At 62.9% G+C, this 14,310-nt stretch carries 15 protein-coding genes; 8 read left to right on the forward strand and 7 right to left on the reverse strand.

Annotation, left to right across the window (positions count from 1 at the left end; genetic code table 11):
• Window positions 1-2 precede the first annotated feature (2 nt).
• From A3A9_RS0122625 to A3A9_RS0122645, 5 genes are all read right to left on the reverse strand, one after another.
• Window positions 3-209 (reverse strand): hypothetical protein, encoded by a 207-nt coding sequence (locus tag A3A9_RS0122625; protein ID WP_027060815.1) that lies wholly within the window; start codon window positions 207-209, stop codon window positions 3-5.
• Window positions 206-1,156 carry a carbohydrate ABC transporter permease gene (locus tag A3A9_RS0122630; protein ID WP_027060816.1) on the reverse strand — a complete coding sequence of 317 codons (951 nt, stop codon included), beginning with the start codon at window positions 1,154-1,156 and terminating at the stop codon, window positions 206-208. Before A3A9_RS0122630 ends, A3A9_RS0122625 begins: the two co-directional genes overlap by 4 nt.
• The gene (locus A3A9_RS0122635; protein ID WP_027060817.1) at window positions 1,153-2,100 is read right to left on the reverse strand and encodes a carbohydrate ABC transporter permease; all 948 of its coding nucleotides are present in this window, start codon (window positions 2,098-2,100) and stop codon (window positions 1,153-1,155) included. The genes A3A9_RS0122630 and A3A9_RS0122635 overlap by 4 nt, the downstream gene beginning before the upstream one ends.
• 108 nt (window positions 2,101-2,208) lie before the next feature.
• Window positions 2,209-3,540, reverse strand: a complete 1,332-nt coding sequence (locus A3A9_RS0122640; RefSeq protein WP_027060818.1) for an ABC transporter substrate-binding protein — start codon at window positions 3,538-3,540, stop codon at window positions 2,209-2,211.
• A 233-nt stretch (window positions 3,541-3,773) separates the two neighbouring features.
• Complete coding sequence (locus A3A9_RS0122645) at window positions 3,774-4,472, reverse strand: PIG-L deacetylase family protein (RefSeq protein WP_027060819.1); 699 nt, start codon at window positions 4,470-4,472, stop codon at window positions 3,774-3,776.
• 28 nt (window positions 4,473-4,500) lie between these two features.
• On the opposite strand from A3A9_RS0122645, the gene A3A9_RS0122650 reads away from it, so the two are divergent.
• From A3A9_RS0122650 to nhaA, 5 genes are all read left to right on the forward strand, one after another.
• Window positions 4,501-5,391: a DMT family transporter gene (locus A3A9_RS0122650; RefSeq protein WP_027060820.1), complete on the forward strand. Its 891-nt coding sequence runs from the start codon at window positions 4,501-4,503 to the stop codon at window positions 5,389-5,391.
• A gap of 46 nt (window positions 5,392-5,437) precedes the next feature.
• Window positions 5,438-7,897 (forward strand): ATP-dependent helicase HrpB, encoded by a 2,460-nt coding sequence (hrpB, locus tag A3A9_RS0122655; protein WP_027060821.1) that lies wholly within the window; start codon window positions 5,438-5,440, stop codon window positions 7,895-7,897.
• Window positions 7,898-8,015: 118 nt separating this feature from the next.
• Window positions 8,016-9,347, forward strand: coding sequence for an ActS/PrrB/RegB family redox-sensitive histidine kinase (locus tag A3A9_RS0122660; protein WP_033838739.1), 1,332 nt, complete (start codon window positions 8,016-8,018; stop codon window positions 9,345-9,347).
• Window positions 9,348-9,411: 64 nt separating this feature from the next.
• A complete protein-coding gene (locus tag A3A9_RS0122665) occupies window positions 9,412-9,975 on the forward strand; it encodes an ActR/PrrA/RegA family redox response regulator transcription factor (protein WP_027032803.1) in 564 nt (187 codons plus the stop codon).
• A 55-nt stretch (window positions 9,976-10,030) separates the two neighbouring features.
• A complete protein-coding gene (nhaA, locus tag A3A9_RS0122670; protein ID WP_027060823.1) occupies window positions 10,031-11,221 on the forward strand; it encodes a Na+/H+ antiporter NhaA in 1,191 nt (396 codons plus the stop codon).
• Between the two features lie 63 nt (window positions 11,222-11,284).
• On the opposite strand, the gene A3A9_RS0122675 is transcribed toward nhaA, so the two are convergent.
• Entirely contained in the window at window positions 11,285-11,785 is a 501-nt protein-coding gene (locus tag A3A9_RS0122675) for an MmcB family DNA repair protein (protein ID WP_051371084.1), read from the reverse strand.
• 443 nt (window positions 11,786-12,228) lie between these two features.
• Between A3A9_RS0122675 and A3A9_RS42820 the strand changes: the two genes are divergently transcribed.
• Complete coding sequence (locus tag A3A9_RS42820; RefSeq protein WP_082222179.1) at window positions 12,229-12,504, forward strand: DUF1778 domain-containing protein; 276 nt, start codon at window positions 12,229-12,231, stop codon at window positions 12,502-12,504.
• Window positions 12,505-12,507: 3 nt separating this feature from the next.
• Window positions 12,508-13,020: a GNAT family N-acetyltransferase gene (locus A3A9_RS0122685; protein WP_027060825.1), complete on the forward strand. Its 513-nt coding sequence runs from the start codon at window positions 12,508-12,510 to the stop codon at window positions 13,018-13,020.
• Window positions 13,021-13,037: 17 nt separating this feature from the next.
• Here A3A9_RS0122685 and cueR read toward each other — a convergent pair whose 3' ends face one another.
• A complete protein-coding gene (gene cueR, locus A3A9_RS0122690) occupies window positions 13,038-13,460 on the reverse strand; it encodes a Cu(I)-responsive transcriptional regulator (RefSeq protein WP_027060826.1) in 423 nt (140 codons plus the stop codon).
• A 225-nt stretch (window positions 13,461-13,685) separates the two neighbouring features.
• On the opposite strand from cueR, the gene A3A9_RS0122695 reads away from it, so the two are divergent.
• Window positions 13,686-14,303: a L,D-transpeptidase gene (locus A3A9_RS0122695; protein WP_027060827.1), complete on the forward strand. Its 618-nt coding sequence runs from the start codon at window positions 13,686-13,688 to the stop codon at window positions 14,301-14,303.
• Window positions 14,304-14,310 lie beyond the last annotated feature (7 nt).

Genomic DNA, 14,310 nt, shown 5'->3' on the forward strand with positions numbered 1-14,310 from the left:
GATTATTCCGGGAACTTCGAGACGATGATGAACATCACGGTGCCGGCAAGCATGGTGATGAAGGAATAGGTGTAGAGCGACAGGGCGAAGGGTTGGAACAGCATCAGGAAGCCGATGGCGATCAATGCCGTGGCGATGTTTTCCATCAGCCCACGCCGCGCCCAAACCGGCCAGCGTGACTTGCGTTTGACTGATTTGGTCATGCTCATTTGCGCACCGCACCGAAGGTGATGCCGCGCAGCAATTGCTTGCGAAGCAGGATGGTGAAAACCAGAATCGGCACCAGGAAGATCGTCGTGCCGGCGGCGACCGCCGGCCAGTCCTGGCCACCCTCGCCGATGATGGTCGGGATGAAGGGCGGCGCGGTCTGAGCCGTGCCGGAGGTCAGGAGCGCGGCGAAGGCATATTCGTTCCAGGCGAAGATCAGGCAGAAGATGGCGGTTGCGGCAATGCCGGTGGTCGCCTGCGGCAGCACGGTGCGCCAGAACGCCTGCAGCCTGGTGTAGCCGTCGATCATCGCCGCTTCCTCATACTCGCGTGGGATCTCGTCGATGAAGCCTTTCAGCAGCCACACCGCCAGCGACACGTTGACCGCCGTGTAGAGCAGGATCATGCCAAGCGCCGTGTCGGAGAGGCCAAGCTCGCGGTACATCAGGTAGATGGGAATCGCGACCGCGATCGGCGGCATGAAGCGCGTCGACAGGATGAAGAACAGAAGATCGTCGGCGAGCGGCACCTTGAAGCGCGAAAAACCATAGGCCGAGAGCGTGCCGAGAAACACAGCGCAGAAGGTCGAGCCGAAGGCGATGATCAGCGAATTGATGAAGCGCGGCAGGAAGTTGGACTGGCCGGCGATCACCATGTTGCGCTTGCGCACGGTCTCGTCGCAGAAGCCGGTCGCCGGTCCGAGCGAGTTGATGTATTCCGGCGTCTGCCGCGTTCGCGTCGTGAACAGGTTGCAGTAACCCTCGAGGCTCGGCTGGAACAGGATTTTTGGCGGATAGGCGATCGAATCCGGTGGCGTTTTGAAGCTGGTGGCGAAGATCCACAACAGTGGCACGATCGAGATCAGCGCATAGGCGATGATGATCGCGCCGGCGATGCGCTTCGAATTGTCCGAAGGGGCGACGACCGAGTGGGCAGTGGTCAGGCTCATCTCTGCTTCACCTTGTTGAGCGCCTTGACGTAGATGTTGGCGAGACCAAACACCGCGACGAACAGGATGATGGCGAAGGCCGAGGAATAGCCGGTACGCCAGCTCTCGAAAGCCTGCCGCTTCAGCGTGATCGAGGCGACCTCGGTGGTCGAGCCAGGCCCGCCGCCGGTCAGCAGGTTGACCATGTCGAACATCTTGAAGTTCTCGATGCCGCGAAACAGCACCGCCAGCATGATGAAAGGCAGCGCCATCGGCAGCGTGATCGACCAGAACTGCCGCCAGTTCGAAGCGCGGTCGACCTCAGCCGCCTCATAGATATATTCGGGGATGGAGCGCAGGCCGGCGAGGCAGATCAGCATCACGTAGGGCGTCCACATCCAGGTATCGACGATGATGATAGACCATGGCGCCAGCGACACGTTGGAGAGCATCTGGATGCTTGTCGGCGGAATGCCGCTGACGAACGAGATGACATAAGAGAACAGGCCGATCTGCGGCTCGTAGAGGAAGCGCCAGAAATTGCCGACCACCGCCGGCGACAGCATCATCGGCACCAGGATAAGCGTCGTCCAGAAGGCGTGACCGCGGAACTTCCGGTCTATCAGCCAGGCCAGTGTGAAGCCGATCAGCGTCTGCAGAAGGATGGTCCAGAACACGAAATGCGCCGTTGTCTGCATCGCGATCCAGACGTCCTTGTCGCCAAGAATGCGCTGGTAGTTGGCAAAGCCGAGGTTCTTGACCACTTCGTTCGGCCGGTTGGCCCGGTAATTGGTGAACGACAGATAGATCGCCCAGAACAGCGGGAAGATGTTGATGGCGAGCAGCAACAGGATCGTCGGCGAGATGAACAGCCAGGCGAGGCCCTTGTCGCTGATGCCCCGAACCTTGCGGGCCAACGGTTCCGGGGTCGCCCGGGCAACGTTCTCCGCGGTCCGATTGAGCATGGTCAGTCCTGCTTCGGTCACTTGGGTCGTCTCTGTCATGGAATTTATCTGAACTGCGTCCCGTGCCAAGAGCGGCACGGGACGCCTGGGTCGGGCTCGGGAGGAGCCTTACAGTTTGCCGTCGTCCTGGAAGACCTGCGTCCAGTCCTTGACCAGCCCGTCGAGCGCGTCCTTGGCCGAACCCTGGCCGGCGACGACATAGTCATGGAAGCGCTTCTGCGAGGCTTGCAGCAGCGGTGCGTAGCTCGGCTCGGCCCAGAAGTCCTTGACGATGGCCATCGAGTCGAGGAAGGCCTGGGCGTAGGGCTGGCTGGCCGGGAACTTCGGATCCTTCACCACCGCGTTCAGGCAGGAATAGCCGCCAAGCGACCACCACTTGGCCTGCACGTCCTTGTTGGCGAACCACTTGATGTATTTCAGCGCCGATTCCTGCTTGTCGGAATAGGACACCACCGAGATGCCCTGGCCGCCGAGCTGGGCGAACTGGGCGCCGCCGGGACCCTTCGGATTGACGAAATAGCCGATCTTGTCGCCACCGACATTCTCGTCCTTCTGCAGGCCGGGCCAGGTGAAGGTGAAGTTCATGTGCATCGCCACTTGGCCGGATTTGAAGGCATCGACGCCCTCGCCCATGTAGCTGTTCGAGGCGCCAGGAGGCGTGCAGCAATCATAGAGTGCCTTGTAGAATTCCAGGCCTTTGACCGCGTCGGGCGAATTGACGAAGCCTTCCATGTCGTAAGGCTTCTTCGGGTTCTCGTACTGGAAGCCATAGCTGTAGAGCACGTCCATGGCGCCCATGGTGATGCCTTCCGAGCCGCGCTCGGTGTAGATCGAGGCGCCATAGACGGTCTTGCCGTCGATCTGCCGCTTCTGGAAGAATTCGGCGATCTGCTTCAGCTGGTCGAAAGTGGCCGGCGGGCCGAGATCCCAACCATACTTCGCCTTGAATTCCTTCTGCAGCTCCGGCTTGGAGAACCAGTCCTTGCGGTAGGTCCAGCCGACGACATCGCCCATGGCCGGCATCGCCCAGTAGTTCGGCGTGTTCTTCGGCCATTCCGAATAGCCGACAACGGTTGCCGGCACGAAGTCGTCCATGCTGATCTTCTCCTTGTCGAAGAAGTCGTTCAGCTTGACATAGTGGCCGTTCTCGGCCGCGCCGCCGATCCACTGGCTGTCGCCGATGATCAGGTCGCACAATTTGCCGTGCGAATTCAGCTCGTTGAGGAAGCGATCGGCATAGTTGGTCCACGGCACGAATTCGAATTTCATGCCTATGCCGGTTTCCTTGGTAAAATCCTTGGACAGTTCGACCAGCGCATTGGCCGGGTCCCATGCGGCCCAGCACAGCGTCAGGTCTTCAGCGTGCGCGACGTTCGAGACGGCTGTCGACGCAGTAATCGCCGAGGCCAGTCCCAACGCCAGTTTCAAGCTCGATTTCATGCCTTCCTCCCATTTGCGAAACGCGCCCGGATGACGGTTTCAAGAGCCCTCTAACCCCTCTCCTCAGGGGCCCAAACATGGCGGCGCGGTGCGTCGCGAATGTTTAGTAATTTGTTTAGTGATGCAATTTTTACTAAACAAGGCAAGCGAATTCGTTGCTGCGCCGCAGCATGTCGAAACGGGGGATTGAAATCGTTGGGAAATGATCGTCGGAGGGCTCGGCTGTCCGTCGTTCAGCCGGCGTCACCGACGAGGTTCGTCTGTGGCGTCACCGGCCGCACAGGCGGCGCGGGCGGCAACAAGGCGCGGATGTCGGCGAAGGGAAATGTCGGCTCGAAGCGAAATGCCTCGGCCAATGAACGAGGCGCGGCGTTGCATTGACCGGCGCGGAATTCGTTCTGGATGCGCGCCCTGTCGACATATTGCTCCGGCCGTTGCGAGCGGTGCGCGCGGATCGCCCGCGTCTTGATATCCCGGTAGGCGGAAATATCGACATAGTGCGTCGGCGAAAACCCTGTGCCGCCCATCGTGTCGGCGTGCAGCACCGCAACCGCGAACGAGGCGGCGATACGCACCCCGTCCGACAGCGCGCGGTGGTCGGCGTGATAGTCGTTGCGGGCATGCGTGATCACCAGATCCGGCCCGGTCTCGCGTATCAGCGTTTTCAGCGTGCCGATCAGCGCGGCATCGGCCACCAGCTCGCCGTCGGGAAAGTCGAGGAAGCGTGGCGCAGCACCTAGCAGCGCGGCCGCCGCCGTTGCTTCCTCTCGGCGGACGCGGGCAAGCACCGTGGCATCACTCTTGCCGCCCTTGGCACCATCGGTGGCCACGGCAAAAGTGAGCTCTGCGCCTTGCGCCGCATAGGCGGCCATCGTACCGAACATGAAGATCTCGATGTCGTCCGGATGCGCACCGAGCGCCAATATTTTCAAAGCCACTCACCCCCCGGAAATGAAAAAAGTGACGAACGGAATTCTGCTCGCCCTGATCGCCTACGCAAGCTATTCGGGCAGCGATGCCGTTATCAAGAGCCTCGGCGGACAGTTCACCGTCTTCGAGATCGGTTTCTTCGCGACCTTGTTTGCCGGCTGTTTCCTGTTCTTCACCCGCCCAGTGGGCGAGCGCTGGCGCGATTTCTGGCGCATGAAGCGGCCATGGGCCGTGCAGGCGCGGGCCTGGGCCGGCATCGCCTCGGGCGTGCTCAGCGTCTATGCCTTCACCCACATTCCGCTGGCCGAGGTCTACGCGCTGATCTTTTTGGCGCCCCTGCTGGTCACCATCCTGTCGACGGTCATCCTGAAGGAAAAGGTCGGCCCGTGGCGGTGGCTCGCCGTGGTCGCCGGCTTTGCAGGCGTGATGCTGGTGGTGCGGCCGGGCTTTCGTGAATTGAACCTCGGCCATCTGGCCGCCTTTGTGGTTGCCTTCCTCGCCGCCACCAGCATCATCCTGATGCGGTCGCTCGCCCAGCAGGAGAAGCGCACATCGATGCTCGGCGTGCTTGTCGGCTACGGCCTGTTGTTCAACGGGGCCGGCGCCGCCGCCACCTCGTTCACCTTGCCGAATGCCATGCAGCTTGTCTGGCTGGCGATGGCGGGCGCCTTCACCGCGGGCGGACAATTGCTGCAGCTGCTCGCCGCCAAATATGCCCCCGCCAACCGGATCGCGCCGACGCATTATTCGCAGATCGTCTGGGCGGTGATTCTCGGCGCCCTGTTCTTCCAGGAATACCCCGATTGGCTGTCGCTCGTCGGCCTCGCGGTCGTTGGCGGCTCCGGCCTGCTGACCATGGTGCGCGAGGAAGCGCGGCTCGGCACGGTGCGCTGGAACCCGTTTTCGCGCACCCGGCTTTAAGCCGGTACCGTTGCATGGCGACCGCGACCGCTGATATGCGGACGCGATGAAGACAAAACCCTTGCCCGAGCTTCCGGTATCCGCCGTGCTGCCGGCGCTGAGCGAAGCCCTCGACGCCGGCAGCAGCGCGGTGTTGGTGGCGCCGCCCGGCGCCGGCAAGACGACGCTGGTGCCGCTGGCGTTGCTCGATGCGTCCTGGCTGGGCACGGGCAAGATCGTCCTGCTCGAACCGCGCCGGCTCGCCGCCCGCGCCGCCGCCCGCCGCATGGCCGAATTGCTTGGCGAGGAACCGGGCGCTACCGTCGGCTACGCCATGCGCATGGAAAACCGCACCTCGGCCGCGACAAGAATCCTGGTCGTCACCGAGGGCGTGCTCGCGCGCATGATCCTCGACGATCCCGAACTGCCCGGTGTCTCGGCGGTCATTTTCGACGAGTTCCACGAGCGCTCGCTCGACGGCGATTTCGGTTTGGCCCTGGCGCTCGACGTGCAAGGAGCGCTTCGGCCGGATCTCAGGCTGCTGGTGATGTCGGCGACACTGGACGGCGCCCGTGTCGCCCGACTCCTGTCGGGCGCGCCAGTGATCGAAAGCGAGGGCCGCGCCTTCCCCGTCGACATCCGTTACGACGAACGGCCAGCCGGTGTTCCGATCGAGGACGCCATGGCCAAGGCGATCCGATCAGCACTTGTTGACGAGAGCGGCAGCGTGCTTGCCTTCCTGCCCGGCCAACGCGAGATCGAGCGCACCGCCGAGCGGCTGGCCGGCAAGCTCGGCGCCGACACAGATATGGTGCCGCTCTATGGCATGCTCGACGGCAAGGCGCAGGACGCCGCGATCAAGCCGGCGCCGTCTGGCCGCCGCAAGGTGGTGCTGGCGACCTCGATCGCCGAAACCTCCATCACCATCGACGGCGTGCGCGTGGTCATCGATTCCGGCCTGTCGCGGCTGCCGCGCTATGAGCCGGCCAGCGGCCTGACGCGGCTGGAGACGGTGCGCGTCAGCAAGGCATCGGCCGACCAACGCGCCGGCCGCGCCGGACGCACGCAGGCTGGCGTCGCCGTCCGGCTATGGCGGGCCGAACAGACGGCGGCGCTTCCCGCCTTCACGCCGCCGGAAATCCTCGAGGCCGACCTCTCCGGCCTGCTGCTCGACTGCGCCGCCTTCGGTGTCGCCGATCCGTCGGCGCTCGCCTTCCTCGATCCGCCTCCGGCTCCGGCACTCAACGAGGCACGGGCGTTGTTGCGCGCGCTGCATGCCATCGACGAGGCAGGGCGCCTGACGGAAGCGGGCGCTTCGATGCGCAAGCTCGCTCTGCCGGTGCGGCTGGCGCATATGGTCGCCGAGGCGGCCAGCAGCGGCCACGCCTTCGAGGCAACGATGTTGGCCGTGCTGCTCACCGAACGCGGCCTTGGCGGCGACGGCGCCGATCTCGAACGGCGGCTGATGCGCTTTCGCTCTGAACGATCACCCCGCGCCACCGCCGCACGGCAACTGGCTGAGAGGCTGGCGAGGCAGGTGGGCGGGGCGAAAAACGGCGAAGCCGCTCCTGCCGGCGCACTTCTCATCCACGCCTGGCCGGACCGCGTCGCCAAGGCGCGCGGCGAGCGTGGCCGCTTCGTGCTGGCCAATGGCTCCGGCGCCATGCTCGATGCCGCCGACCCGCTGGCGGGCGAGCCGTTTCTGGTCGTCGCCGACCTGCAGGGCAAGGCGCAGAATGCACGCATCACGGCGGCGGCAGCCATCGGCGAGGAGGACATCCGCGCCGCGCTGGCCGACCGGATCGAAACACGCCGGCAAACCAGTTTCGACCGCGAGCGCCGTGCCGTGCGCGTGCGCGAAACCGTTCGCCTTGGTGCCATCACCCTGGCCGAGCGCATGCTGCCGCCACCGGCCGGCAGCGAGGCCGACCGCGCCATCCTTGACGCCTTGCGGGAACACGGGCTGTCGCTGCTGACCTGGAGCAAGGAGGCCGAGACGCTGCGCCATCGGCTGTCCTGGCTGCATCGTGGCCTCGGCGCACCCTGGCCCGATATGTCGGACGCGGCCCTCATCGAGCGCCTCGACGACTGGCTGCTGCCATTCCTGTCGGGTGCCGCATCCCTGGCAGCGATCGGCCCCAATGTCGTTTCAGCCGGGCTGGCCTCGTTCGTGCCGCATGATCTGCAGCGCAAGGTCGATGTGCTGGCACCGACCCATTTCGACGCGCCATCGGGCAGCCACGTGCCGATCCGCTATGACGGCGAATGGCCGGTGCTGGCGGTCCGCGTTCAGGAGCTCTTTGGGCTCGATCGCCATCCATCGATCGCCAACGGCACGGTGCCGCTCACCCTTGAACTTCTGTCACCGGCACACCGGCCGATCCAGACGACGCGCGACCTGCCCGGCTTCTGGCGCGGCTCCTGGGCCGACGTGCGTACCGACATGCGCGGCCGCTATCCCAAGCATGTCTGGCCGGAAAACCCGCTGCTGGCCGCCGCTACCGCCCGTGCCAAACCGCGAGCATGATCCCAAAAAGTGGGAACCGGTTTTTGGAAAAGATCATGCTCAAACAATAAGTAAAGCTCCAATCCGACTTCATCGGATTGGAGCGGACCTAGCGTTTGCGCTCCTGCGGCTGTAATCCATGGCCATGATCAATATCCTGAACACGCCCGATTTCCAGCAGAGCCAGAGACTGCGCCTCAACACGCTGATCCGGCTGCGCTGGCTGGCCATTGTCGGCCAGAGCGTGACGGTGCTCGTCGTCGCCTATGGCCTGAAATTCCCGTTGCCGGTCAGCCTGTGCTTTGCGCTGATCGCCTGTTCGGCCTGGATGAACCTGTTTTTGGCCTTCCGCTTTCCGGCGGCGCACCGGCTCACCCCATTCGCGGCCTTCGGCATCCTGATCTTCGACAGCCTGCAGCTTGCCGGCCTGCTCTACATGACCGGTGGCCTGACCAATCCATTCTCGCTGCTGATGACCGTGCCCGTCGTCATTTCGGCGACGTCGCTGCCCCTTCGCCTGACAGCGCTCCTCGGCGGGCTGGTGATGACGGCCGCGACCTTGCTGGTCTTCATCCATTTGCCCTTGCCCTGGCATGAGGGCGCGCCGTTGGCGATGCCCTTCATCTATGTCGCCGGCATGTGGATGGCGGTGCTGTCCTCGATCGCTTTCACCGCCATGTATGCCTTCCGGGTAGCCGCCGAGGCGCGGCTTCTGGCCAATGCGCTTGCCGCCACCGAACTGGTGCTGCAGCGCGAGCAGCACCTTTCGGCGCTCGATGGCCTGGCGGCGGCGGCGGCGCATGAGCTCGGCACGCCGCTCGCCACCATCACGCTGGTCGCCAAGGAGATGGAAAAGGCGCTCGGCAGCGACCCGAAATATGGCGAAGACGTCAAGCTGCTGCGCTCGCAAAGCGAGCGCTGCCGCGAAATTCTCAAGCGCCTGACCAGCCTGTCGTCCGAGGGCGAGGCACATCTTTCCCGCCTGCCGCTGACCTCGCTGGTCGAGGAAGTCACCGCGCCGCATCGCGATTTCGGCATTTCGATCAAGCTTCGTCCCGGCGACCGCACCGGGCCGGAGCCGGTCGGGCGCCGCAATCCGGGCGTCATCTATGGCCTCGGCAATCTGGTCGAGAACGCCGTCGATTTCGCCCGCAAGAGCGTCACCGTGCGCTGGAGCTGGGACGATGCCGCCGTCACCTTCTCGATCATCGACGACGGGCCCGGTTTTCCCCCCGAAATCATCGACCGCATCGGCGAGCCCTATATGTCGACGCGCCAGGGCACGGAAGCCGGTGGTGGCCTGGGTTTAGGCCTGTTCATCGCCAAGACTCTGCTCGAACGCTCGGGTGCGGCACTCGATTTCCGCAATTCGAGCGGCCTGGGCGAGGGCGCCGTGGTGCAGATTTCGTGGCCGCGCAATGTCTTCCTGAACCCGGAAATGGCTCCAGCGACCATGTTTGACACTGCGTAAATTGGACAATAGCGGCGCGAAACTATATCTGCGTAAAATTAAGGCAGCAGGAATTTTCAAGACGATGACAGGCGATGAGAATATTGGCGCAATGGTTGAAGGCGAGGACACCTCGCTTCTGATCGTCGATGACGACAAGCCGTTCCTGACCCGTCTGGCCCGCGCCATGGAAACCAGGGGGTTCGTGGTCGAGACCGCGGAGAGCGTCGAGGAGGCGGTGGGCAAGGCCCGCGCCAATCCGCCGGCCTATGCCGTGGTCGATATGCGGCTGGGCGACGGCAACGGCCTCGACGTCGTCGCCGCCATCCGCGAGAAGCGCGAGGATTCCCGCACCATCATCCTGACCGGCTACGGCAACATCGCCACCGCGGTGACGGCCGTAAAGCTCGGCGCCGTCGACTATCTGTCGAAACCCGCCGATGCCGACGATGTCTTCGCCGCGCTCACACGTACGACAGGCGAGCGCGCCGCGCCCCCGGAAAACCCGATGTCGGCCGACCGCGTGCGCTGGGAACACATCCAGCGCGTCTATGAGATGTGCGAGCGCAACGTCTCCGAAACCGCGCGCCGGCTCAACATGCATCGCCGCACCCTGCAGCGGATTCTGGCCAAGCGCGCGCCGCGCTGAGTTTGAGCATCATCGCGAATGAAGCCCGCCGAACGGGCGGCATGACGGAGGTGACATGCAGGATTTGAAGCAGCGGTCCGTCTTCCGCGAATTTCTCGACAGCGAGGCGGCTGGTGGCATCATCCTCATGGTGGCCGCCGCCCTTGCCCTGATCGTCGCCAACTCGCCTCTCGCCGAAACCTATTTCTCCGTTCTCCACGCCTATCTCGGGCCGCTCAGTGTCTCGCACTGGGTCAATGACGGGTTGATGGCGGTGTTCTTCCTGCTGGTCGGGCTGGAGATCAAGCGCGAGATGCTGGACGGCCAGCTTTCGACCTGGCCACGCCGGGTGCTGCCCGGTGTTGCCGCCGCCGGCGGCATGGTGGTTCCGGCACTGGTCTATGTCTTGATCAACCGCAACAACGGACCAGCCCTTTCTGGTTGGGCGATCCCGACCGCCACCGACATCGCCTTCGCGCTCGGCGTGCTGTCGCTGCTCGGCAGCCGCGTGCCGGCCTCGCTGAAGGTCTTTCTTACCGCGCTCGCCATCATCGATGACCTCGGCGCCGTCATCATCATCGCCATCTTCTATACCAGCGGCCTGTCGCTGGCTTATCTCGGTGCTGCCTTCGCCGTCATTGCGGTTCTCATCGTCCTCAACCGCATGCGGGTGATGACGCTGGTGCCCTATCTCGTGCTAGGCGTCATCCTGTGGGTGCTGGTGCTGAAGTCGGGTGTCCATGCCACGCTTGCCGGCGTGGCCCTGGCACTCACCATTCCGCTCGAACGCTCCGCCGGCATCGGCCACGACCTCGATCATTCGCCGCTACATCGGCTCGAGCATGGCCTGCACGGGATCGTGCCGTTCTTCGTCATTCCGATCTTCGGCTTTGCCAATGCCGGCGTCTCGCTCGCCGGCCTCAGTTTCGGCGCGCTGATCGAGCCGTTGACGCTGGGCGTTGCCGCCGGCCTTGTGGTCGGCAAGCTGGTCGGCGTGTTCGGCTCCTCGGCACTTGCCATCCGGTTCGGCCTGGCCGATCTGCCGGCCAATGCTGGCTGGTCGCACATGGTCGGAATCTCGCTGCTCTGCGGCATCGGCTTCACCATGAGCCTGTTCATCGGCCTGCTCGCCTTTGCCAATGATGTGGCCCTGCAGGACGCGGTCAAGGTTGGCATCCTCGCCGGCTCCTTCATCGCCGCGCTGCTGGGCGCCGCCGTGCTGCTGATGGCGCCAACTGCTGGTGGGGTGGAGGAAGGCGAAGAGTAGAGTCCATCAACAAGCCGGGCCACCTCTCCCCACTTCGTGGGGCGAGGAACCAAGGTCTGCGAACTACTCGCTCTCACCCTCCAGCGCCGGCACCGACACGCCGGCCAATTCCGCCGCCAGCAGCCGCGAAGCACCGGCCCGCGCTATGCGAAGCATCAGCGCCTTGCGCGTCGCCGCCGCCATGCGGTGCTCGGGCGCATCGCGCAGAATCTCCGCGCCATACCCGTCGGAGAGGATGAAGCCGCATTCTTCCGGAAAGATCTCCGAGGGCACGCCCGGATGGGTGGCGAAGAAGAAGCGGTCGGAGTGCAGCCGGTAGTCAGGCCATTTGCGGTCGACCTTGAAATCCTCGATCGAAGATTTGATCTCGATGATCCAGATGTCGCCCTGCCGGGTGAGCGCAACGAGGTCGGCGCGGCGTCCTGTCGCGAGCGACAGTTCTGGCAGCACATGTGCGCCCATCTGCATGAGCAACCGCTGCACCCCGCGCCGCACCAGCATGGCGCGTTCGGACTGGCGGCCGTCGATGAGGGGATTGAGGGGAATCGGGGAGATGATCGGCATGGCAGGTACCATGCCAGATTTTGTTCACGGTTTGAACCCGGTTTTGGTGGGCGATCTTATATCTGTCAGATCCATTGTAAAGATAGGAACATAGTCCTGACAGGCCGGCTCGATTGTGCTATGATTTGCTACAGGTGTTAGAGTGGGTTAGCGGGATCACCATCCGCCCTTGTTTCGTGGCGAAAGTCCACCCTACGCGACTCCGAGATACGAAAGGGCTCCGCCCACTGCTGCGAGCGAAAATATTTTGTAACGGATTTTTGGAAATTCAGCGCCGAAGAGGTAAGTGCCTAACGGAGAGGCACGCGCCTCGTAGCATGTTTTTTGCGTTTTGGCAAGGCGTATTTACAATGCCCACACAACACCCTATTTGAAATCTCAGTAGACAGAGTACCGCTGCGCTCGCCGCTAACCCCGGTGGCGTGAGAGGATGGAGACCTAACATGTCCGCACAAAGGAAAACAAAAACAGTGAACCTTCGTATCGAGCCGGAGGCGCACGATTTGATCGCTCGCGCTGCGGAGGTTTGCGGCAAGAGCATAACGGCTTTTATGACAGAAGCGTCGGTCTATTCCGCGCAGGAAGAATTGCTTGACCAGAGGTTCATTGGCGTTACCTCCGACGTGTTTGAAGCCGTAAGCGATAAATTCGCCGCGCCAGGAACGGCACGCGACGAACTTGTCAGGCTGTTCGAAAGCAATGTTGAGTGGATGGACTGACACTTGCCATACCGGAAGCCAACACCAATCTCTGAACAGCATATTATTGACGGGTTCGATTGCGGTAAGGCGCCGCTCAATCAGTGGCTAAAGGATATGGCCCTGTATAATCAAGCGCAGGGCTATTCCCGTACATTCGTGATAGCCGACGAAGATCATCACGTTGTCGGCTATCACTCCTTGTGCGCCGGGATCATTCATCGGGACCATGTCTCGCGGTCGATCAAGGGCTCGCAAGCTCCAGCTGAGTTGCCGGTTGCGGTTTTGGCTCGGCTTGCCGTTACCAAAGAGCATCAGGGAAGGAGACTTGGACCGGCGCTTCTCAAAAACGCTTTGATTAGCATAGTGTCGGCCGCCCAACTCGTAGCGTTCCGGGGCGTCGTAGTGCACGCCATTGATGACGATGCCATGAGCTTCTACACAAAATACCATTTCCAGGAGACAACTGGTATGGAGCGTCGGTTGATATTGCCCTCGAAAGATATCGTGGCATCTCTTGCGAAGGTGACCGGCTGATCCTCTCAGCCTCGCACTCAGGCAGAGCGTGAAGCAGCTCTGTCGCCACCCGGCACAGCCCCCGCCATATCATCCAAAATCGGGCAATCCGGCCGCTCATCGCCATGGCAGGCATGAACCAGTTTCTGCAGCGTCGTGCGCATCGACTGTAGTTCGCGCACCTTCTCCTCGATTGCCGTGACATGGGCGGCGGCGATCTCGCGCACGTCGGCGCTGGCGCGGCTGCGATCCTGGTAGAGTGCCATCAACTGGCGACAATCCTCGATGGAAAAGCCCAGGTTGCGCGCGCGGCGCAGAAAAGCCAGCCGGTGGATGTCGTCGCCGGAGTAATCGCGGTAGCCGTTGGCGGCGCGCGCGGGCGCGATCAGGCCGATCTCTTCGTAGTAACGGATGGTCTTGGCCGGCAGGCCGGACCGGCTGGCTGCATCACCGACATTCATGGCTGGTCCTCGATTTCACGTAACCGTTTGATGTCGCCCGCATTGAATTTCCTTCACAATCCGGTGAAGTCTGTTGCCGAAATGCCATAGTGATACGCTTACCAGCAGGTGAGGCCACGCATATAGGCATCGCCCGCTTGGCAAGCAAAGCAAATGCCAGCATGAATGTGGCCAAGAAAGCGGCAGACTCGTGCCGCACAGGTTTGGCGGGGCACGGATCACCTTATGCGGATGAAGTCGCTTGCAATAATTGCCGCAATGGCGCTGGCCACTGCACTCGCCGGTTGCAGCACCATTGGCGGTCAGATCTTCTCCAACGACTACGGTGCGGTGACCGATGCCGGGTACCAGCTGCCGCGCATCCCGATCGAAAAAGTGCCGAGGCAGTTTCACCGGCAGGAAGTGAACTACGACAGTTCGGAAAAGCCTGGCACGATCATCGTCGATACGCAGAACAAGTTTCTCTATTTCATCGAAGGCGACAACCGGGCAATCCGCTACGGCATCGGCGTCGGTCGCGAGGGCTTCGAGTGGCACGGCACCGCCCATATCGCGCTGAAGCGCGAATGGCCGACCTGGACGCCGCCGCGCGAAATGATCAAGCGCCAGCCGGAACTGGCGAAGTTCGCCGACGGCATGGAGCCGGGCCTCAAGAACCCGCTCGGCGCGCGCGCCATGTATCTGTTCAACAAGGGCGGCGACATGGGCTACCGCCTGCATGGCAGCCCGGAATGGAATTCGATCGGCAAGGCGATGTCGTCGGGCTGCATTCGTCTGATGAACCAGGACATCATCGACCTCTATGACCGCGCCGAGGTGGGCGCCAAGGTCATCGTGATGTAAGGACCAC

Origin of the sequence: Mesorhizobium loti CJ3sym (genome assembly GCF_000472785.1) — a bacterium.
GTDB lineage: Bacteria > Pseudomonadota > Alphaproteobacteria > Rhizobiales > Rhizobiaceae > Mesorhizobium > Mesorhizobium loti_E.

Coding starts and splice junctions, on each gene's coding strand:
- nhaA (WP_027060823.1), top strand. CDS start 10,031: ATGCAGGATTTGAAGCAGCGGTCCGTCTTCCGCGAATTTCTCGACAGC.
- A3A9_RS42820 (WP_082222179.1), top strand. CDS start 12,229: ATGTCCGCACAAAGGAAAACAAAAACAGTGAACCTTCGTATCGAGCCG.
- A3A9_RS0122625 (WP_027060815.1), bottom strand. CDS start 209: ATGAGCATGACCAAATCAGTCAAACGCAAGTCACGCTGGCCGGTTTGG.
- A3A9_RS0122660 (WP_033838739.1), top strand. CDS start 8,016: ATGGCCATGATCAATATCCTGAACACGCCCGATTTCCAGCAGAGCCAG.
- A3A9_RS0122675 (WP_051371084.1), bottom strand. CDS start 11,785: ATGCCGATCATCTCCCCGATTCCCCTCAATCCCCTCATCGACGGCCGC.
- A3A9_RS0122665 (WP_027032803.1), top strand. CDS start 9,412: ATGACAGGCGATGAGAATATTGGCGCAATGGTTGAAGGCGAGGACACC.
- cueR (WP_027060826.1), bottom strand. CDS start 13,460: ATGAATGTCGGTGATGCAGCCAGCCGGTCCGGCCTGCCGGCCAAGACC.
- hrpB (WP_027060821.1), top strand. CDS start 5,438: ATGAAGACAAAACCCTTGCCCGAGCTTCCGGTATCCGCCGTGCTGCCG.
- A3A9_RS0122640 (WP_027060818.1), bottom strand. CDS start 3,540: ATGAAATCGAGCTTGAAACTGGCGTTGGGACTGGCCTCGGCGATTACT.
- A3A9_RS0122695 (WP_027060827.1), top strand. CDS start 13,686: ATGCGGATGAAGTCGCTTGCAATAATTGCCGCAATGGCGCTGGCCACT.
- A3A9_RS0122635 (WP_027060817.1), bottom strand. CDS start 2,100: ATGCTCAATCGGACCGCGGAGAACGTTGCCCGGGCGACCCCGGAACCG.
- A3A9_RS0122630 (WP_027060816.1), bottom strand. CDS start 1,156: ATGAGCCTGACCACTGCCCACTCGGTCGTCGCCCCTTCGGACAATTCG.